The sequence below is a fragment of the Euzebyales bacterium genome (assembly GCA_035461305.1).
In the GTDB taxonomy this organism is placed as follows: domain Bacteria; phylum Actinomycetota; class Nitriliruptoria; order Euzebyales; family JAHELV01; genus JAHELV01.
The window spans coordinates 1-20,536 of sequence record DATHVN010000073.1 but is presented as its reverse complement, the minus strand read 5'-3'; the positions used below and the strand labels follow the sequence as shown (position 1 = coordinate 20,536).

The following is a 20,536-nucleotide window of genomic DNA, read 5'->3' as shown; positions in this document are numbered from 1 at the left end:
GCGGCCTGGATCAGGCGGAACGCCGCCGCAACCATCCCCAACGGCCTGTGCACGGACTGCAGCAGGACGTACAGCCCGACCGCGACCGCGACGTCGAAGCCGCATCAACAGGTCCGCGGCGATCCCGGCCCGGAACAGCCCTCCGAGGCTGCGATGTTGCCGGCGGTCGATGCAGCGTCACCCGGGATGACGAGACCGGATCGGACGAAGAACTGGGCGAACACCCCTGTCACGATGATCGCCAGATGGGCGATCCCGGTCAGGCGCGCAGTCCGCGGGAGGCGTCAGCGGTCATGTCGGCTCCTTCGGTCGCGACGGCGAGGACGCCACTGACGGTAGGAACACCCCCTCCTGCGTCTTGACCTCCTGCGGCGGTGGTCTTGACGGTCACGTTGCTGTAGCCGTTGCGGTGCCCGGGGCGGGCGCGGTCGCCGCGGGCGTAGCGGTCGCGGCCGAGGAACTCGGTGACCTCGGCCTCTACCGCGGTCTGCAGGATCAACCGGGCGCCGAGGCGTGCGACGTCCTCGAGCACCTCGGACAGGTCGCGGTCTTCGGCGAACAGGGCGTCGATCTCGCCGCGGATCCGTTCGGTGGGTGATACTCGTGCTGGCATGGGCGTAGTTCCTTCCTGACTCGACTTGGAGGTCTGTCAGGAACCTACGCCCGTGCCGCATTTACACCGAGGACGAGACGCCACCAGCATCTGCTCTACTAACGATTATCGGTACTCGCTGTGCGCATCGGCTCGGGCGACAGCGTCGAGTCGCCGTGCGGGGTCGGCTCTCCCGGGCTGCTGTTGGTCAGCGCACATCCGCTGCGGATTCATGGGTGATTGCAGCAGCCTCGTTGGACTTCTCTGATGATGTCATGTACCCGAGATCTTCCGCGAGGTCTGCCGTTGAGCTCGGCGGCGAGTTCGTCGAGAACTCGGCCTGGGTGACGGCGTGGAAGTCCGACGACCTTGCGAGGGAAGTACTGGCGCGGCAGCCCGTAGGTGTTCTCGTTCGACCGGCGCTGCCACGGGCTCCCTCGGGTCACAGAAGTACACCTGCACCCCGGTGTCAGCAGCGTGCGCCAATCCTGGTGGATCGCTACCGCGCCTGCTCCCCGATGTCCGATGGCCAGTGGCGCTGCACGCCGAGCCTGTCCAGGACTGCCTGGAACCGTGCGATCGCCGCCGGATCAGCGTGCACGGCCTGTGGTTCCGTCGCCTCATCGAGGCAGAACGCCGCGAGTGCTCCGGCGGCCTCGCCGACCGACCACTCGACGGCGTGCAGGCGGAAGCAGCCGTTCGTGACGTGGGTGGTCGCGAGGTTCTTGGCAGCAGGCAGGAGATTGCGCAGGCGGATCGGGACGAGCGCCCCGAGTGGGATCTGGAACGGCCAACTGGCAACGTCGACGTAGCCGCGGCCACAGGTCGTGGGATGGAGGTCGATCCGATAAGAACCCACCCCGACGCTGTCGCTGATGGCCTGCGCCCCTCGCCGACCGGGACGGGCCTCCACACCGACATGGGGCTCGAGCACCGTCGTCTGGCCGCGCATCCGGCGGCTCTCGCGCGTGTAGTGGCGCTGGGCGAACCCGTCGTCGGTGCCAAGGACGTCCACTGCAGGCCGCAGTCCGGGCCAGCCGGTCCCTCCGTCCGGGCGCAGCGCGTCGGTCTGGAGCCAGTACACGAACGACCGCGTCAGCTCACGTGCCCGCCCCAGATGCTGGGACCGATCATCGTCGGGGACATCGACCACCGGAGCCAGCCAGTAATCGATCTGCGGCCAGTTGACGAGCGTGATGTCGGTCATCGACGGGTCGCGGTAGTGGCCCGCGTACCGGATGCGCCGGAACCTCCACAGATCCCTTCCCCCACCGAACAGCGGCCGCCGCAGTGGCTGACCCGTCTCGGGGTCCTGCGTCACCCAGCCGAGCTGAGGACCAGGCCAGAACGGTGCCTGGTAGCGCCGCCAGAACGTGTAGGCGGCCGGGCGGTCGATGGTGTGGTCCTCGCCCGGCCGATGCTCGAGCGCGACGCACCAGGTGATCGCCTGCTGACACAACGGGTCGGGGCCCCCGGGGATGTTGTGGGGCTCACCGGTGACGTCGCTGCCCTCACCGCCGATGACGTATTCACATCCCGTCAGCGACAGGAGATCACCCTCCTCGGTCGCATCCAGGACAAACCGGGCGGCGACCGTCACCTCACCGCCCCGCATGGTGTCGCGCAGGGTGATGGCGGTGACCCGGTCACCGTCTACCTCGGCGCTCACAGGGGTGTGCCGGTCCACAACATGAATGCGACCATGCGCCCGATGCGGCGCGAGCAGCGCGTCGATGGCCGCGACCGCCTCGCCCGGTTCACACCCGATGCGGCTGACCCAGCAGGCTCCGGGGTTGAGCAGTTCGTCGCCGGCGGCAGTCGACGTCAGATCACGGGTGCGTCGGTACCGCTCACGGATCAGCTTCCGGAGTCGCAGGTAGCTGTCGTTCGCGCCCGTGTGCTCGATCCACGGGTGCTCGTCGGGCGGAACCGCCTGCACCGTGAGCTGACCGCCAAGCCACCGTGTCGGCTCGGTCAGCACCACACGCCTGCCGAGGCGCGCGGCAGCCAGGGCGGCGGCGATCCCGCCGAGACCACCGCCGACGACGAGCACCTGGCAACCTTCGAGCATCTCAGCGTCCGGCTCCTGCGGTCATCGACATGGATTCGGTGATCTGGCTGAGCCACCAGGTACGCAAGGGAGGATGGGCCACCACCGACAGCGTCGTTCGTGGTACCCGCCGCCGACGACACCTGGTGACGGATTTCGATGCCCCGCGGATCACGACGTGCATAGAGACGATGGACATCAGCCGCGCGCCGGACCCAAGACAAATGCCAGAAGCTCCAGCAGTTGCTCATCGAACCGTTGTGCACGCACGTCTTGGAGGGTCGCCTGCCGAATCACCTCATGATCATCCCCACCGACCGGCTGTTCGAGGCGCCCTTGCACGTCGCGTCGGAACGTGGATCACGGACGCTGGCCTGCGCGATCGCCGCCGCCGGCCCTGACCCCGAGGTCGTCGTCGAACCTATGGGTGGTACCGGGCGGTCGACGTGCTGCAGGGCGTGCGGCGCCAGCGTGCATCTCGCCCACGCGCTGGGGGTCAAGGCGTTCGCGTACCGGCGCGTGAAGAACGACGTGCGCGACGCGACCGATCTGGCGGACCTGCTGCCGTGGGCCGGCTGGCCGAGGCGTGGTTCGCACCGCCGTCTCTACGGCAGCTGCGCGAGCTCGTGCGGTACCGCGCGTAGCTGGTCGCGCTGCGCTCCGGGTTGAAAGCCCGGGTCCATGCAATGCTGGCCAAGGAGGGCGTGACAGTGGGATGTCGGGACCTGTTCGGCAAAGGGGATGACACTGCTTGCCGACAGGCCGCTGGGCACGTGCTACCTGCGGCACCACCGCGGCTACCACGCCCTCCAAGCCATCCCCGGGGTGTGCCCGACGTTTCGCGGCGGTGTCTGTCGTCGAGATCGGTGACGTCACCCGCTTCGCGCGGCCCGCCACGTTGTGCTCGTGGACGGGGTCGACGCCGAAGCGTCACGAGTCGCAAGCCACCGTGGTTCGTGGGCACGTCACCAAGCAGGGTTCCCGCCTGGTGCGGTGAGCTGCGGTCGAGGCCGTCCAGGTCCTGCCGTACGACTGGACGCTGCGGGCCGATCGTGACCGCATCGCCGCCCGCAGGGGTCAGGCAATCGGCAAGGTCGCCGCCGCCCGCACCGTCCAGCCGCGATTGGGTCGAGGCTAGGAAGACGCTGCTCTTGCACTACACCAACGACGGGAGGTCGGTGGGTCGTCCGCTGGCGACCGACCTGCATGTTGGCCGCCGAGCTCCTCGGAGGCACATCTGAGGGGCCGGACCTCGATGATGTCGACTTGTCCGAGGCCGACCGTCTCCTTCCGCACCCGGTGTACTCCGCGCAGGGCTACGTGTCGTCAACCCGGGTGCCGCGACGACGGAGCTCGTCCGCGAGCCTCACTGCGCGAGGCGCATGCACGCTCACGTGCTCGACTGCGGCGGGGCCGTAGGAGCGCCTGATCAACGGTCCGCGAGCCTCACTGCGGCCCTGCGCGGTGAGCGCCGTGAAGCAGATCGTCCACGCACCAGTAGGTAGGTCGGGTCGTTAGGCGTTGCCGGTGAGGCACACAGGACCAGACGTTCACCGTCGTGGAGGCACGGCCCAGCGCGGACTCCGGACTGAGGTGTCAAGCGGTGCGACCGCCCGGATCGCCACCATCGGTCTGATCCGATCCCCACCCGGCGGGCTGTGACGCCGCTGTCCACCCCAAAGATCCCGTCGGCTCAGCCGTCGCTCGCGGCCGACAGCTCGATGTCTGTGGTGGTTCCCGGGGCCACTTCGGTCACGCGGCCGTCGTAGCCGACCTTGATCGTCGAGCCAGCCGGCGTGGTGACCCTGATGCGCTCCCGATCGATGTCGAAAAGAACGTCCCAGGCCCGACGGTAACGGATCGTGAACTGCAGACGGTCGATTTCGGCGGGAAGCATCGGATCGAACCACAGCACGTCACCGCGTGGTAGCAGACCGGTGTACCCGCGCTGCACGAGGTCCACTGTGCCGGCCATCGCGCCGAGGTGGATGCCCTCCTGCGTCGTGCCGCCCTGGACGTCGCCGACATCACTCTCGAGTGCCTGACGGAACAGGTCGAACGAGCGCTTGCGGTCGAGGCGCGCGAGCACCCAGGAGTGCACGACCGCGCTGAGCGTCGAACCGTGAGAGGTGCGGCGGAAGTAGTAGTCAATGGTGCGGGAGGCCATGTCGGCATCCCACGCGTGACCGAGCCGGTGCAGCAGGCCGCGGAGCTCGTCCTGGGGGAACAGGTAGAACAGCATGAGCACGTCGGCCTGCTTGCTGGCCTTGTACCTGTTGGGGCTGTCGCCCTCTGCTTCCAGGATCCGATCCAGCCGCGCGATGTCACCATGACTGGCGCGGATGCTTTGCCAGTCGAGCTCCTTGAGGCGCTCATAGCCCTCGAACTGGCTCAGGATCCTGTCGCCGTGGAAGCAGATCCGCATCTTGCGGCTGATGTCCTCCCAGTGCAACAGTTCGTCCGGTTGCAGGCGTATCCGGGTGACGAGCTCATGGCGACGACGGTCGGGCAGCAACTCCAACGCCTCCATGGCACGCATCAGAGTCCAGACCGTCATGATGTTCGTGTACGTGTTGTTGTCCAGCCCCGGCTCGTCCCTCCACGGATAGCCCTCGTGATACTCGTCAGGACCCATCACGCCGCGGATCTCGTAGCGGTCGAGCGCGTGGTTGTACGAAGCGATGCTGGCCAGGAAGCGCGAGATCTCGAGGAGCATCTCGCCGCCATAGAAGGCCAGGAACTCGGTGTCCTCGGTGATCTGGACGTACTGCCAGATGTTGTAGGCGACCGCGAGGTTGATGTGACGCTGAAGGTGGGAGTTGTCCGGACTCCAGCGTCCCGATCGTGGGTTCAGGTGCAGCGTCTGGCTCGTCTCGCGCCCGTCGCTTCCGCTCTGCCACGGATAGCTCGCTCCCTCGTGCCCAGCCTCACGGGCCAGTCGTCGTGCCTCCGGCAGGCGCCGGTAGCGGTAGAGGAGCAGGGAACGGACGAGCTCGGGTAGGCGCACGTTGAGGTAGGGAAAGATGAACAACTCGTCCCAGAAGATGTGACCGCGGTAGGCCTCACCGTGCAGGCCGCGCGCCGGAACCCCGACGTCAAGGTCGATCGAGTGCATCGACACCGTCTGCACCTGGTGGAAGACATGGAGGTTCAGCACCATCTGTGAGTGCTCGTCGTTGGAGATGTGGAGATGGTGGGCGTTCCAGATGCGGTTCCAGGCCAGCATGTGATCGGCGAGGAGGGCGTCGAACCCACCTGCGACTTCGAGGCGGCGAACGGACTGCTCGCCGCTCTCGGAGATCGCCTGGTCACGGGAGCTGAAGAGGGTGATGACCTTCTCGGCTCGTAGCTGCTGTCCCTCCTCGAGGTCCACTGAGTAGTCGAAGGCCACCAGGCCAGGGGCGATACGCACGGTGGGCGCAACGTCGATCTGGTTGTCGTCCAGGAACACGGTGGTGCGGGCCGCCTGCGCCACCCGAATGTGCGACTGTCGCGTCCGCACGTGCACCCGCATCATCGTCGCGTCCTTGATCGGCCCCGCGTCGATCGGCACGAGATGGTCACCCCGCAGCGCGCGGTACCGGGCGACGCCGCTGTTCGTGACCTGCCCGTCCAGCGCGGAACGCATCTGCACCCGCCCCGACCAGTTCTCGGCCACCAGAGTCATCTCCAGCGCGCCGACGTGACGCACAGCCATCGACACGAACTGCCGGTACACCAGGGACAGGCGGCGATCCTGGCGGTCCACGAAGCGCAGGCGTCGAGCGACCAACCCACTGCGCATGTCGAGGGTCTGCCCGTACTCGAGGATGTCGACGTCCGCGAGGTCGAACCAGCCGTCGTTCCACGCCGTGTCAGCCACATCGTCGCCGTCGGTGTCCGTTGCCTCCGGATCGTCGTCGGACACCAGCCGGAAGGTCAGCGGAAGCCAGTTGGGCAGGTTCACGAGTTCTTCGTTGGCGACGACGTGACCCCGGATCGTCGTCTCAAGGCGGTCGTACAGCCCAGCGATGTACGTTCCCGGGTAGTGCACGCCATCCGCACCCGCGAACGGCGCGGCGCCGCGTGTGGCGAAGTACCCGTTGCCGGTCGTGCACAGCGCCTCGCGGAGCCCCTCCTGGTGCGGGTCGTAGCGGTCGTAATCGAGTGTCCACGTCGTCATCAATCAGCCCTCAGCCGCACCACCACCGGCATCCGCCCACGTCGCCCGCTGAGTGCTTCGAGCAGGCGCCGACGGGCAGCATCACACCCGACCATGGGCCACTCGGTCACGGCGTTCGCCGCAAGGCGTCCCTGTCCGGCATACCCCAGCCTACAGACGACGTCCGTCCGCACCGCTCCCCGATGGCGATCGTCCGGTGTCATACGATCCCTTGATGATGGACACACACACCGGTGCGCGTCCACACGTGATCGTGCACATGGCCGTGTCGCTCGACGGCGCGATTGACGGGTTCGACATCGATGTCGGCACCTACTACCAGCTGGCCGCCACGTGGTCCGAGGACGCCACCCTCGTCGGCGCGGACACGATCCTGGCGCAGGAGTCCGCGCTCGCCGACACCCCTGGACCCGGACCAGCGCCTGACGGACCCCTGCTCGCGGTGGTCGACAGCCGGGCTCGGGTCAGCGAATGGAGCGCCCTGCGCGTCGCCGGGTACTGGTCGGACGTGATCGCCGTGCAGGCGGAGGACACGCCACCGAGAGCCGTCGATCGCCCCGCCACGCTGGTTGCGGGCGCACACCGCGTCGATCTCGCGTCAGCCCTTGAGCGTCTGCACGTCGAGTACGGCATCTCGGTCATGCGGGTCGATAGTGGCGGCGGTCTCGCCGGTGCGCTCCTCGACGCCGACCTGGTGGACGAGGTGAGCCTCGTCATCCATCCCGTGATCGTGGGTTCGGCGTCATCGCGGCGCTGGTACGGCACGACCGCGACCCGTCTGGCCTTCGTCACCAAGTCCTCAGAGATCCTCGACTGCGGGGTGGTGTGGCTGCGCTTCAGCCGTCAGCGCGGTTCGTAGCACCCAACGGGGACGCGAACCATGCCGGGATGCATGCGCGGCGATGTGGCGCGTCCTGCGAGTGATCTGGCGCGATCTGCCGGTGACGTCTCGGGGAGCTCCGCCTACGGTCATTGGGAAGACCGTGAGCGGTGGGCCACAGGAGGTGCGCCGGCCGTCGCGGCAGATCCCCGACAACGGCTCGTGAGGCGCACGACATGGCATGGTCCGTCGCAGACATCCCCCCACAGGACGGCAGGGTCGCGGTCGTCACCGGCGCGAACGGTGGCCTCGGACTTGCCACCACCAGGGCCCTCGCCGGCAAGGGCGCACACGTCGCCATGGCAGCTCGCAACCAGGCCAAGGCAGGGGCCGCGCGGCACGAGATCCTCGCAGCCCATCCCGCGGCATCGCTGGAGATCATCCCACTCGATCTCGGATCGCTGGCCTCGGTGAGGACCGCCGCGGAGCGCATCCTCGCGACACACGAACGGATCGACCTCCTGGTGAACAACGCCGGGGTCATGGCGATGCCCGAGCGGTCCACCGAGGACGGGTTCGAGATGCAGTTCGGGATCAACCACCTCGGCCACTGGGCCCTGACCGCGCTTCTGCTCCCCGCCCTGTTGCGCGCCCGGGCAGCTCGCGTCGTGTCCGTGACGAGCACGGCACACCACACCGGTCGCGCCGTCGATCCGAACAACCCGAATCTGCGGGGCAACTACGCACCGTGGAAGGCCTACGGTCAGTCGAAGCTGGCCAACTACCACTTCGCGCTCGGGCTCCAGCGGGAGCTCGAGACACGCGGGCTGCGCGCCATCAGCGTCGTGGCGCATCCAGGCCTGTCGCACACGGACCTGCAGGTGCGCACCGTCGACGAGGGGGGAGCGGGGCGCTCGGGGCGGTTCTTCCAGTGGCTGGCCGCCCGCACCGGGATGCCCGCCGACCGTGGCGCACTCCCCCAGCTGCGGGCCGCGACCGACCCCCGGGCGAAGGGCGGGCAGATGTACGCCCCACGCTTCGTGAACAGCGGTCCCCCGGTCCGCCGCCCGATCCTGCGCCGCATCGGCCTGCAGCGCGCCATCGACACCCTGTTCGCAGTCTCCGAACGTGAGACCGGCGTCGCGCTCGACGTCGATGCCGCCCTGACCGGCACCGCAGCCGACCAGGCGTGAGCAACGAACGGTACGTCATCGACCCTGCCTCCAGGGCGCTGCTGCTCGACCTCGGCATCTCCCCGGCAATGTGCTGCGTCGTGCGTCGTTGCCGGCGGACGTGTGCACGCGGCCCCGGTCACCGTGTCCCCGACGAGTACCACGCGACTGGATCGCGCTGGATGAGGAGGCGGATGACCCGAACCTGCCGACCGCGGTCGCCCCTACGCGTGGAGGTGTTCCGCCGATCTTCGCCGCGCTGTGCAGCCCGAATCTGCACGTCGCCACAGCGGATCGCAACCCACACGGGCTCGTCGGGCCCATGCGCCTGGACGCCTACGAGCCAGCCCGCGGCGTCACGCTCAGGCCACGACGGCCGCCGGGCACGACGCCTCCGACCGCGCTCGTCATGACGGAACAGCTCTTCTGGGTGGCCCTGGCACGGGTCCCACCGGGCCGATGTCCGGCTCCGTGTGACCGCTCTGCGGCCGCCGAGGACCACGACGCCTACCCGGGACCACCTCGGCCCTCGTGGAGGGACACCGACCGGTCAGGGTCCGACGAGCTGGTCGAACAGACGGGCCAGCTCAGCTGCCGGATCGGACGTCAGACCGGCGTGCACGGGGCCTGGCTGCACGACCGTCGATCGCGGAGCGGTCAGCCACCGGAAGCGGCGGCTCCGCGGCAGCTGACCCGCCGGCCCTGCCGCGGCTTGCCCCGCACACGTCGCGTCGATCGCCGCGAGCGTCGCCTCGACCGCCGCCGTGTCGACGTCGGGATCGAGAAACCGTAGCCGATCACCGTCGAGCCGCCAGCGCGTGTCGAGGTAGTCCGCCTGCTGACAGTACATGATGACACCGACGTTGATGCGCTCACCGCGGTCGACCCGCGGGACTGCCCGCAGCACCGCGTATTCGAAGGGCATCCGGCTCATCGGGCCGGCTCCGGCAGCCACGCTCCACGGTGCGCCGCTCGGGCCCGCAGGAAGTCGAGGTACGCACTGCGGGTCGCCGCGACCGACCCGTGGACCGTGTCAGAGGCCAGCCAGACATCGGGCACGAGTGCGACGACCTCCTCGAGCAGGCGCTCATTGATCCGAGGTGCAAGCTCGGCGTCGGCCTGCGCAACACCCGCAGCGTACGCCGCCAGTACGTGATCGTGGCTGTCATACGGCTGCGCGGCGAAGCGGTCCGGGGTGGTCCACGCGTGGTGGAAGTACAGCGCGGCGCCGTGGTCGATCGCCCACATCCTCCCATGCCACACGAGCAGATTGGTGTTGCGCCAGCTGCGATCGACGTTCGCGACGAAGGCGTCGAGCCACAGGATCCGTGCTGCCAGTGCCCGATCCGGCGCGAACGAGATCCCGTCGTAGCCCACGGCGCCCGGGAGGAAGTCGATCGCCAGGTTCGGCCCGGCGCTCCCCACCAACAGATCGCGCACCTCCGGATCGGGCTCACGCCGTCCGATCGCCTCGTCGACCTCGATCGTCTTCAGCTCCGGCACCGCGATCCCCAGCCGTCGTGCGAGCTCACCGACGATCACCTCGGCCACGAGCACCTTCGGTCCCTGCCCCGCGCCGCGGAACTTGACGACGTACGTGCCGAAGTCCTCAGCCTCGACCAGGCCCGGCAGAGATCCGCCCTCACGCAACGGGGTCACGTACCGCAGCGCGACGGTCGACTCGAGCACGGCCAGCAGCCTACGCGCGTGGAGCCTCCCGCCGCGGCAGCCACCCCGGCACATGACGGCGACGACGTGACCGGTGCTCCCGGCGACGAGCAGCCCGATGTCGTCCGTGTCTGGAACCACCTACGGGGACGCCGAACGCGACCCATGCCGCCCGTGCGCACAAGGGTCGATGTCACGGCGCCGACGGCTCGCGCTGACCGGCACACGTCGGACATGCGAGGAGCCTCCGACCGCGGGTCGAAGGCTCCTTCGATTCTGCTGGAGGCTCGTGGCGCCGGCTGCGTCACGGCCGGTCAAGGTGTCCTAGACCAGCCTGAGTAGCACGATCACGAGAATCACAACCACCAGCACAATGATGACGGTACGCAACATCGCCGAACCTCCCTCCATGCTCTCCGCGGCAGGAATCGCCGGATGCTGCCCGCGTGAAACGTGCACAAACCCGGCCGATAGGACGCGGTGGGCCGTGCACGCTGCACTCCAGACGTCACCTGTGTGACCAAGGGGGATGCAGCATACACCGGGCGGTTGATGCGCCTCGTCGGCCACCGCGGGGAGCAGCGACATGCATCACGTCAGGCGCGTTGAGACGAGCCGGCTACGCGGCCCGGCGACGCAGCTCGATCGCCGGGCACCGGTCCATCACGACGACGAGGCCGGCGTCGCGGGCCCGCTGAGCGGCAGCCTCGTCGATCACGCCGAGCTGCATCCAGACTGCGCGCGCGCCGAGGGCGATCGCCTCGTCCACATGGGCCCCGGCCAGCTCGGAGCGGCGGAAGATGTCCACGACCTCGATGGGATGCGCGGCTGCAGCCGCCGCCAGATCCGGGTGGCTGTGGCGTCCGTCGACCTCGGCACACATCGGGTTGACGGGGACCACGTCGAAGCCGTGCGCAGCGAGGGTGCTCAGCACGCCATGGCTCGGACGCCACGACCGTGGCGACGCGCCGACGATGGCGAAGCACCGGTAGTGGTCGAGGATGTAGTCGACGGCTGCGTCGGTGTCGGTCGGAGGGACGGGTGGCTGGGCTGCGGCGTCTGTCATGTCGTTGACAGGGTGCCCCGCATGACGACGGCCGACGCGCGTCAGTTCTCAGGCGACGCGGGGCCGCTGCGCGTGCGGGGACAACAGACGTTTGACCGGCACCCGCCGTGCGGTATCGTTCGAAGAGGCGTCCACGACCACGAGGCGGACGCATCTCTCCGGCAGCCCCGGACCCGGTTGCCTCCTCGAGCGGAACTCGAAGGAGCGTGACATGTCCGAGCAATGGGCCTTTTGCGAACGCTGCAACCGCTGGTTCTACGGCGCCAAGAGCACATCCGCCGCCGATCAGCTGCGGTGTCCCGTCTGCGATGCAGCCCCGTCGATGGTGCGTGAGCGTGCGATCGACCCGACGGTGTCCGCGTCATGAGCACGACAGCCGACCACGCCCAACCACACCTGCGCCAGTCCCGTCACCAGCGCGTCGTCGGAGGCGAGCGCCTGGAGAACTTCGGCCAGGAGCGCATCTGCGTCGCCGACGACTGCGCGACGATGCTGTCCCGCTACAACCCGTCGTCGACGTGCGCGGTGCACTCCGGCTGGAAAGACACCCGCCAGCGGTCACACGCCTGACAGGTGGTCGGTGACCATCCTGTGAGCGGTCGCAGGATGCTCCGCACAGTGAGTGAGACACGCCTTGAGCAGTTCTGACTGATAGTCCGGCAATCCCTGCTACTGGTCGAGGTGCGGGGTTCTTCATCCGGTTCCGCGGCACGTCGGCGGCCCCCAAGGTGATCGTCGACGCAGCGATCACGACGACGTCGATTCGATCGCGGACGCGCCGCCACCGTCGGCGCCGGCCCCGGAGGCCGAGGCGCTCGAGCCGATTGCATCCGGCCGCCAGCGATCTCGCCGCGACGCTTGCGCTGCGTGTCGCGAGGGACACCACGCCGGCCGACGGCAGAGCGGCTGCTACAGCCAACCGTTGCGTCGGAACCCCTTGTACAGGCCCACGCAGATCCCGACCATCACCACCAGCGCCGCCGGATACCCCCATGGCCAGTCGAGCTCGGGCATGTGATCGAAGTTCATGCCGTAGATGCCGGCGATCAGGGTGGGCACCGCCGCGATCGCGACCCACGCCGAGATGCGGCGCGCGTCTTCGTTCTGGCGGATGCCAACCTGCGCGAGGTTGGCCTGCAGGACACTGGTCAGCAGGTCCCGGTGGGCGTCGACCTGCTGATCGACCCTGCGGGCGTGGTCCTGGACATCTCGCAGGTACTCGGCCAGCGGCTCGGTGTCGACGGGCACGCGGTTGCGGACCAGCACGTCGAGCGGCTCGATCAGGCCCGAGGTCGCGCGGTGGAACTCGAGGACCTGGCGCTTGAGCCGGTAGATGCGCTCGGTCGGGTTGCCGCCGTCGGCACTGAACACGTCCTCCTCGACCTGTTCGACATCGCGGTCGAGATCGGTCGTGATCGGCATGTAGTCGTCGACGACGCGGTCCAGCACCGCGTAGAGCACGGCGATCGGTCCCAGCGCGAGCAGCGCGGGGTCGTGCTCGAGGCGCTGCCGGACCGACCCGAGCTCGCCGAGCTCACCGTGGCGGACGGTGACCACAAACCGCTCGCCGACGAACAGCATGATGTCACCGAGGGCGACCTCCTCGGCGGCGTCGTCGTAGCGCGCCGGCTTGAGCACCACGAACAGGCTGTCACCGTAGATCTCGAGCTTCGCCCGCTGGTGAGCCTCGATCGCGTCCTCGACCGCCAGCTCGTGCAGGTGGAACTGGCGGGCGACGTCATCGAACTCCTCCGGCGTGGGATCGTGCAGGCCGACCCAGACGAAGCTGTCCGTTCCGCCCGCCCTGTCGTAGGCCTCGGCGAGAGACAGCGCCTCGTCGCTGCGCTTGCCGTCGCAGTACAGGCCGCAGTCGACGATCATGCCGCACGCTCCGGCCGCGGTGCCGACGGTTCGCTGGCGTCGGCCGACGCCGACCTTTTGGGTCTGACGTCCGCGCTCAGGCCGCGCCCAGCTCTGGGTCGTGTGACAGCTCCGCGACGGCCTGCTCGGCCCGCCGGACGGCCTCGTGCGCGTCGCGGATCCGCAGGGCCTCGCCGATGTGGACCGAGACGCGGTGACGCTGCGGCCACTTGGCGCCCTTGGGCAGCACGTGCCGCGTGCCGACGACCCCCACGGGGACCAGCACTGCGCCCGCCGCCGCCAGCCGGCCGATGCCGGAACGGAACTTGCCGCCGCCGCGTGTGCCCTGGGGGTAGATCAGCACCGACCAGCCGGCAGCGAGCAGCTCCTCGGTCCGGCGCAACCCGCGTGCACCCTCGCGGGGGAACGGGAAGGCTCCGAGCGAGCCTGCGAGTGCGAGGCCCTTGATGCGGTCCCTGAACCAGTAGTCGTCCGCAGCGGCGACGGCCAGCGGGCGGTCGCGCGCCAGTACGTCGAGCAGGAGCACCGTGTCGGCGTGACTCGCGTGGTTGGCGACGAACACCACCGGCTCACGGGGCAGCGCCGCGCGGTGCAGGACGGTCAACGGGCTGCAGAACAGCAGGCGGAGCGGGAACCACACCAGCCAGCGCATGATCATGCGCCCGAACTTGCCGGCGCCGCGGAGCCGGCCGATGAACAGCGACGAGCCGAGCCATTTGCGCCGGCGACGCTCGTCGTCCATCCCTATCGTGACCATCTGTCCTGATCTGCCATCGTCGGCCCTGATCAGGTTCACGATGCCATCCCCGCCCACGGCAGACAAGAGCGACGGACGTCACTCGCATCCCTGAACCCGGGCCGTGCCACCCTCAGTGAGGAGCGCGCGCACGGCCGACGCCGGGATCGCGAGCCCGTAGCCTGTCTCGGTCTCGACGCCGAACACGATGCCGACGAGCTCACCACGGTGATCGACGACGGCACCACCCGAGTTGCCCGGCACGATGTCGGCCGTGATGCGTATGACGGGGCTGGCGTCCGCCGGCTTGCGCAGGCGTGCGTACTCCACGACCTCACCACGCTCCACCGCCTGCTCGCCGCCGTCCGGGTAGCCCACCACCACGACCGCCGCCCCGGCGTCGGGGTCGGCTGCCGCCAGACGCGCTACGGCGGGCAGGCGCAACGACACCTTCACCAAGGCGAGGTCGTCGGCGACCGCCAGCGCGTCGAGCTCCGCCCGGGCGCTCGTGCCGTCCCAGTAGTTGAGCTCGAGCTCGTCGGCACCGGCCACGACGTGGCGGTTGGTCACCAGCAGCCGCGGGCCGACCGCCACCGCAGACGCCGTCCCCAGACGACCGCAGCCGCGGATCCGCACTCGCACCGTCAACTGGCGCGCGACGCGCTCGATCGCGTTGCCGTGCAGCGAAGGCGCGGCCGGTGCCTCGGCGGAGGCCGGCAGCACCTCCACGGTCTCGGCGGGGGCCGCAGCCACGGGCGGCTGCGACGGCACCGGCGCGCACCCGGTCGTCAGCGCGACCAGCGCCGCCGCGACGAGGATCCCGCGGCGTGCGCCACTCATGGACATCAGTCGCCGCCAGCCAACGCGTCGATGTCCGAGGCCGCCTGCGCACACGTGGCCTCGGCAACGGTCAGCGCCCTCTGCCAGCCGTCGACGTCGGTGTCGGTGATCAGACCGGAGCGCGCCGCCGCGACCTGCGCGACGCAGCTGTCCACCTGCGCCCCGAGCGACCGCAGCAGCGCCTCGGGGTCCGTGCCGCCGACGGCGCCGCCGAGATCCTGTTCGCGCGCACGATCGCTGGCCAATGCCACGAGGCGGGCCTCGAGCGCCGCGACGTCCGCCTCGGAGACGGCGAGCTGATCGGCCAGCGCACTGCGCCGCTGACGGGCCACACGCTGCGCCCGGCGGGCCTCCTGGGCGTCACGCCGGCTGGCGGCGGCCTGCGCCTCGGCCTGCGCCGCGCGCTGCTCGGCGACATTCGCACGCTCACGCCACTGCAGCGCGGCCGAGTAGTTGGCCACAGCCAGCGCCCCCACGGCGACGCCGACCCCCAGTAGTACAACGACCGGCACCCACACCCCCCATCCGCGGCCACGTGCCGGAGGGCGAACCGTCCGGGTGGTCGGCGTCGGGTCCGTGAGGTCGATCACGACGTCGCCGAACCGGTCGTCGGCGGGAGCGCGGCGGGTCGACCGTGGAGCCCTCACCTCGGCGGTCGTCGCCTCGTCCAGACGATCCCGCGCAGGGCGCGCCCGGGCGAGGAAGATCCGCGATGACGAACGGGCAGGCACGGCTGCAGGGACCGCCTCTCAGTGGTTCGTGTTCTGGGCGTCGGGCGACGCCGGTCCACCACGTCCGTCGTGGAACCGACTCCGCGAACTTCCCACCGCGCCACCGGACCCGTCACGACTGGCGGCCCGCGGCGTCCACCACCGGTCGCGTGCGCCACGCCGCGCTCACACATCGTACCGGAGATCGCCGGCGGACACCGGGGCTCCGGCCACGCCGTGACCACTGTCAACATCCGGCATCGCGTGAGGCGGAGCGTCCACCTCGTCGAGCGCCTCGCGCAGATGGGTGAGGTCGACGAGCAGGTCGGAGAGACGGTCGTCGGCGTCGACCGCCGGTCGCATGCGCAACTCGGTCGCACGCCACGCCGCGGTCCTCAGGTCGTGCACCTGCACCTCGAGCCGTGCCCGAACCTGCTGGATCCGCGCATCGAGGCGGTCGACCTCGGCAAGGCGCGCCTCGAGATGCTGCGTCCGCAGCCCATGGGGATCGCGCCATCGCGCGGATCGCAGATCGCGGCGCAGGCGCCTGGCGTGAAAGCCCTGCAGCTGACGCCCCAGCAGGTCGCCGTCACGCGCGAGCACACCGCACCGCGCGAGGGCCGCGTCGATGACGGGGAGGTGGTCGGCCAACCGCTCCCGCAGGGGCGACGACCCGTCGGACGCCGCAGCGGCGGCGTACTGGTCGCGTGCGGTCCACGCCTCCGCCAGCGACCGCCGCCACACGCCGGTCAACGCCACCGGGTCACCGACCACGCGACGCAGCCGCCGGCGGTGCCTCGTGGTCCGGCGGCGGGCGGCACCGGGCAGGCCGACGGCGACGACCACGCCACCCAGCACCACCAGGACAGCGGGATCGACCTCGGAGCCGCCGACGACGAACGCCATCGCGATGACGCCGGAGACCGCGACCACTGTGATCGCGCCGAGTATGACCAGCAGATCCCTGGTCGTGCGGCCGCTGACTGGAGAACGCATCACGATCTGGGCAATGGTACCTGTCGGGGCACGCCGCGTGACCAGCCGCGGAGCGGCACCCGCCCGGAGCCGTGTTCGTCGACCTCGACACGTGGCGCGCAGGGCCGCCACACCGGCGGAGGGCCGGCACCCGCTCCCACGACCCGACGTCTTCGCCGAGGGATGCGGCGGGCCGGTATCGCGAACGGTGCGACGGTGGTGGCGTCGACGACGCCGGTGGCGCCACCGCGGCGCGGTTGGTCTGGCTGCTCCGCACTGGTGGCGAACACGCTGCACTGCTCGACGGTGGACACGCCGCCACCGACGAGCCGTTGTCGGTCGTCGCGCCCGAGATCGTGCCCGGCTCGTTCCACTTCGACGACTGGCCACCTGCCCGACTGGTCGACGCCGACCGGGTCGCGGACACGGTCGCGTGCGGCGGCGTAGTCATCGACGCACGCGCGCCGCAGCGTTACGACGGCACGACCGAGCCGGTTGATCCGCGCGCCGGACACATCCCCGGCGCGCTGAACGTGACGTTCGCCGGCAACCTCGACGCCGACGGGCGGTTCCTCGACGCGCCCGCGCTGCGCGTCCGCTACGCGGCGGTCGGCGCCGACACCACGTCGGCCATCGTCTACTGCGGCTCGGGCGTCACAGCCTGCCACAACCTGCTGGCCATCGAGCAGCCGGGCTGCCCGCCGCACGGCTCTACCCGGGATCCTGGTCACCGTGGAGCGCAGATCCCGCGCGGCCCGTGGCCACCGGCGGCGCCGACGCATTTGCGCCGAGCTCGGCCGGACGCGGTCCGCGACGCCCACCACGCGACCTGGCCGACTCCGCCCACTGACCATCGATGCCGGTGCGTCCATCCCCGCCTCCGCTACGTTGACGACATGGACGAGGTGGGTGCGTCACCCACGCCGAGATCCGCCACGACCGTGCGAACCGGATCAGTGGACGCGTCCCCGGCGGCTCGGGTATCGCCATGTCGAGACCGTCACCCGGGACCGCGATGCGCCCGGGGAGTCGGGCACTGCGCTGCAGTGGCGGATGACCACCGAGGACTATCCCGCGAGCGCTGCCGCCCCGACTGGTCGCCGACGAGACCCGGTCGACCGGGACAACGTTCTCGGGCGGCGCAGTGAGGGCTCCGGGATGGAGCGCGGGGGCGCCCATGCGCCCCACGCCGTGGCCCGGGTCGTGTCAGCTGCAGCCACTCGTCGTGCCACACTGCGGGCAGCAGTGGCACGAGCCGGCCCGGACCATCGACACACCGCACTGGTAGCACATCGGCGCGTTCGAGTAGTTGTCGTCGACCGGGTGCTCGGGCGTGACCGGCAGGACCGTCTGGCCCTCGGCGTCGACCTTCGGCATGGCGTCATCGGCCGCCATCGGGGCGGGCGCGCTGCCCCCGTCGAGCTGGGCGATGCGCTCCTGCATCGTGTAGATGTTGAGCTGGTGACGGGTGTCGGGGGGCAGGTACTCGATCGCCAGGCGCCTGAACATGTAGTCGACGATCGATGAGGCGAACTTGACCTCCGAGTCGTCCGTCATGCCGGCAGGCTCGAAGCGCATGTTGATGAACTTCGAGACGAACGCCTCGAGCGGTACGCCGTACTGCAGCCCGATGCTCACGCTGATGGCGAACGCGTCCATGACACCAGACAGCGTCGAGCCCTGCTTGCCGAGGTTGACGAAGATCTCCCCGAGACCGTCGCCCGGGTATTCCCCCGCCGTCATGTAGCCCTCGGCGTCGCCGACCGTGAATGAGAAGGTCTGTGCCGGACGCTGCCGTGGCAGCCGCCGCCGGACGATGCCGGCCTGCGCAGCCTCCTCGTCCGTGGCCGTCGCCGACTTGTCTGCCTTGTTCCTGCGACTCACCGACAGCGGCTGGGCGACCTTGCAGTTGTCGCGGTAGATCGCCAGCGCCTTCAGGCCGAGACGCCAGCCCTCCATGTAGATGTGCTCGACGTCCTCAACGGTCGCCGACTCGGGCATGTTGACGGTCTTGGAGATCGCGCCGCTGATCCAGGGCTGGACGGCGGCCATCATGCGGACGTGGCCCATCGGCGCGATCGACCGCTCCCCCATCGCGCAGTCGAAGACCGGCAGGTGCTCCGGCTTGAACGCCGGCGCGCCCTCGACCGTCGCGTGATCGTCGATGTAGGCGACGATCGCCTCGACCTGCTCGGACTGGTAGCCCAGGTGGGTCAGGGCGACGGGGACAGTCTGGTTGACGATCCTCATCGATCCGCCACCGACCAGCTTCTTCATCTTGACCAGCCCGAGATCGGGCTCGATGCCGGTGGTGTCGCAGTCCATCATGAGGCCGATGGTGCCCGTAGGAGCCAGCACCGTGGCCTGGGCGTTGCGCACACCCTGGTCCCGCGCGTGATCAACCGTCTCGCTCCACGCGGTGCGCGCGGCATCGAGGACGTAGGCGGGCGCAAGCTCGCGGTCGATGACCGACAATGCATCGCGGTGCTTGGTGAGCACCCGCAGCATGCCGTCCCAGTCGGCCTCGTAGCCGTCGAACGGGCCCTGCACCTTCGCCAGCTCGACCGACGTGCGGTACGCCTGGCCGGTCATCAGCGCCGTGATCGCCGCCGCCCACGCACGTCCCTCGTCGGAGTCGTAGGGGATGCCCTGGCTCATCAGCAGGCCACCCAGGTTGGCGTACCCCAGGCCGAGCTGCCGATAAGCGCGGGCGTTGACCCCGATCGCCTCTGTGGGGTAGCTCGAGTTGGAGACGAGGATCTCCTGCGCGGTGAAGACGATCTCGACAGCGCGGCGGAACGACTCGACGTCGAAGACGCCACCGGACTCGAACGTCCGCAGATTCAGCGACGCCAGGTTGCACGCTGAATTATCGAGATGCATGTACTCTGAACATGGATTAGATCCATTGATGCGTCCAGCGTTTGGCGTTGTGTGCCAATCATTGATTGTTGTGTCGTATTGAATTCCTGGATCTGCGCACTCCCACGCCGCCTGGGCGATCTGGCGCATCAGGTCCGCCGCCGGCAGCGACTTGATGGTCTCGCCGGTCGTGACCGCGGACAGATCCCAGTCGGTGCCGCGTTCGACGGCCCGCATGAACGCGTCGGTGACCCTGACCGAGTTGTTGGCGTTCTGGTACTGGATGGACGCCGAGTCGAGCCCGTCGAGATCCATGTCGAAGCCGGCCTCGCGCAGTGCCCGCGCCTTGAGCTCCTCACGCTGCTTGCACCACACGAACTCCTCGATGTCGGGGTGATCGACGTCGAGGATGACCATCTTGGCCGCACGGCGGGTCTTGCCGCCGCTCTTGATGGTGCCCGCCGACGCATCAGCGCCACGCATGAAGCTGACTGGGCCACTGGCTTGCCCGCCACCGCGCAGCTGCTCCTTTGACGACCGGATGCGCGATAGGTTGACCCCCGAGCCGGACCCCCCCTTGAAGATGGTGCCCTCCTCGACGTACCAGTTGAGGATCGACGACATCTCGTCCTCGACCGACAGGATGAAGCAGGCCGAGCACTGGGGCTCGGGCTCGACGCCGACGTTGAACCACACCGGGGAGTTGAAGGCAGCCTTCTGGTGCACCAGCAGGTGCTTGAGCTCCGCGTTGAAGACCTCCGCGGTGTCCTCATCGGCGAAGTACCCGCCGTCGAGTCCCCAGCCGGTGATCGTGTCGGCGACCCGGTCGATCATCTGGCGGACCGAGTGCTCGCGCTCGGGGGTGCCGAGCGTGCCGCGGAAGTACTTCTGGCTGACGATCTGGGTCGCCATCATCGACCAGGACGCGGGGAACTCGACCCCTCGCTGCTCGAACGAGATCGACCCGTCGCGCCAGTTCTTGAGCACCGCGTCCCGCAGCTC

Annotated in this window: 17 protein-coding genes and 1 pseudogene; 5 read left to right on the top strand and 13 right to left on the bottom strand. The window is 69.4% G+C overall.

Annotation, left to right across the window (positions count from 1 at the left end; translation table 11 throughout):
- Window positions 1-259: 259 nt before the first annotated feature.
- The 3 genes and pseudogenes from VK923_06755 to VK923_06745 all read right to left on the bottom strand — a co-directional run bounded on the left by VK923_06755 (window position 260) and on the right by VK923_06745 (window position 2,663).
- Entirely contained in the window at window positions 260-613 is a 354-nt protein-coding gene (locus tag VK923_06755) for a transposase (protein ID HSJ44361.1), read from the bottom strand.
- Window positions 614-800: 187 nt separating this feature from the next.
- Window positions 801-1,060, bottom strand: a pseudogene (locus VK923_06750) (IS30 family transposase).
- Between the two features lie 31 nt (window positions 1,061-1,091).
- Complete coding sequence (locus tag VK923_06745) at window positions 1,092-2,663, bottom strand: FAD-dependent oxidoreductase (protein HSJ44360.1); 1,572 nt, start codon at window positions 2,661-2,663, stop codon at window positions 1,092-1,094.
- 279 nt (window positions 2,664-2,942) lie between these two features.
- On the opposite strand from VK923_06745, the gene VK923_06740 reads away from it, so the two are divergent.
- Window positions 2,943-3,311 (top strand): hypothetical protein, encoded by a 369-nt coding sequence (locus tag VK923_06740; protein ID HSJ44359.1) that lies wholly within the window; start codon window positions 2,943-2,945, stop codon window positions 3,309-3,311.
- A gap of 1,024 nt (window positions 3,312-4,335) precedes the next feature.
- On the opposite strand, the gene VK923_06735 is transcribed toward VK923_06740, so the two are convergent.
- Entirely contained in the window at window positions 4,336-6,804 is a 2,469-nt protein-coding gene (locus tag VK923_06735) for a glycosyl hydrolase family 65 protein (protein ID HSJ44358.1), read from the bottom strand.
- A gap of 214 nt (window positions 6,805-7,018) precedes the next feature.
- Between VK923_06735 and VK923_06730 the strand changes: the two genes are divergently transcribed.
- Both VK923_06730 and VK923_06725 read left to right on the top strand, forming a co-directional pair.
- Window positions 7,019-7,663, top strand: coding sequence for a dihydrofolate reductase family protein (locus tag VK923_06730; protein ID HSJ44357.1), 645 nt, complete (start codon window positions 7,019-7,021; stop codon window positions 7,661-7,663).
- Between the two features lie 197 nt (window positions 7,664-7,860).
- Window positions 7,861-8,817 carry an oxidoreductase gene (locus VK923_06725; GenBank protein ID HSJ44356.1) on the top strand — a complete coding sequence of 319 codons (957 nt, stop codon included), beginning with the start codon at window positions 7,861-7,863 and terminating at the stop codon, window positions 8,815-8,817.
- A 529-nt stretch (window positions 8,818-9,346) separates the two neighbouring features.
- Here VK923_06725 and VK923_06720 read toward each other — a convergent pair.
- The 3 genes from VK923_06720 to VK923_06710 form a co-directional block, all read right to left on the bottom strand.
- Complete coding sequence (locus VK923_06720; protein ID HSJ44355.1) at window positions 9,347-9,730, bottom strand: DUF3037 domain-containing protein; 384 nt, start codon at window positions 9,728-9,730, stop codon at window positions 9,347-9,349.
- A complete protein-coding gene (locus tag VK923_06715) occupies window positions 9,727-10,605 on the bottom strand; it encodes a HipA family kinase (protein ID HSJ44354.1) in 879 nt (292 codons plus the stop codon). The genes VK923_06720 and VK923_06715 overlap by 4 nt, the downstream gene beginning before the upstream one ends.
- A gap of 478 nt (window positions 10,606-11,083) precedes the next feature.
- Window positions 11,084-11,530 (bottom strand): CoA-binding protein, encoded by a 447-nt coding sequence (locus VK923_06710; protein ID HSJ44353.1) that lies wholly within the window; start codon window positions 11,528-11,530, stop codon window positions 11,084-11,086.
- Window positions 11,531-11,893: 363 nt separating this feature from the next.
- On the opposite strand from VK923_06710, the gene VK923_06705 reads away from it, so the two are divergent.
- A complete protein-coding gene (locus tag VK923_06705) occupies window positions 11,894-12,100 on the top strand; it encodes a hypothetical protein (GenBank protein ID HSJ44352.1) in 207 nt (68 codons plus the stop codon).
- A gap of 339 nt (window positions 12,101-12,439) precedes the next feature.
- Here VK923_06705 and corA read toward each other — a convergent pair whose 3' ends face one another.
- From corA to VK923_06680, 5 genes are all read right to left on the bottom strand, one after another.
- Window positions 12,440-13,411, bottom strand: a complete 972-nt coding sequence (corA, locus tag VK923_06700) for a magnesium/cobalt transporter CorA (protein HSJ44351.1) — start codon at window positions 13,409-13,411, stop codon at window positions 12,440-12,442.
- A 76-nt stretch (window positions 13,412-13,487) separates the two neighbouring features.
- Window positions 13,488-14,153: a lysophospholipid acyltransferase family protein gene (locus tag VK923_06695; protein ID HSJ44350.1), complete on the bottom strand. Its 666-nt coding sequence runs from the start codon at window positions 14,151-14,153 to the stop codon at window positions 13,488-13,490.
- A gap of 93 nt (window positions 14,154-14,246) precedes the next feature.
- Window positions 14,247-14,987: a serine protease gene (locus VK923_06690; protein ID HSJ44349.1), complete on the bottom strand. Its 741-nt coding sequence runs from the start codon at window positions 14,985-14,987 to the stop codon at window positions 14,247-14,249.
- Window positions 14,988-14,992: 5 nt separating this feature from the next.
- Window positions 14,993-15,634 (bottom strand): hypothetical protein, encoded by a 642-nt coding sequence (locus VK923_06685; GenBank protein ID HSJ44348.1) that lies wholly within the window; start codon window positions 15,632-15,634, stop codon window positions 14,993-14,995.
- 249 nt (window positions 15,635-15,883) lie between these two features.
- Window positions 15,884-16,693, bottom strand: coding sequence for a hypothetical protein (locus tag VK923_06680; GenBank protein HSJ44347.1), 810 nt, complete (start codon window positions 16,691-16,693; stop codon window positions 15,884-15,886).
- 236 nt (window positions 16,694-16,929) lie between these two features.
- On the opposite strand from VK923_06680, the gene VK923_06675 reads away from it, so the two are divergent.
- Complete coding sequence (locus tag VK923_06675) at window positions 16,930-17,820, top strand: rhodanese-like domain-containing protein (protein HSJ44346.1); 891 nt, start codon at window positions 16,930-16,932, stop codon at window positions 17,818-17,820.
- A gap of 58 nt (window positions 17,821-17,878) precedes the next feature.
- Here the strand turns inward: VK923_06675 and VK923_06670 are convergent.
- Window positions 17,879-20,536, bottom strand: a 2,658-nt coding sequence (locus VK923_06670; GenBank protein HSJ44345.1) for a vitamin B12-dependent ribonucleotide reductase, incomplete at its 5' end; no start/stop codon positions are given.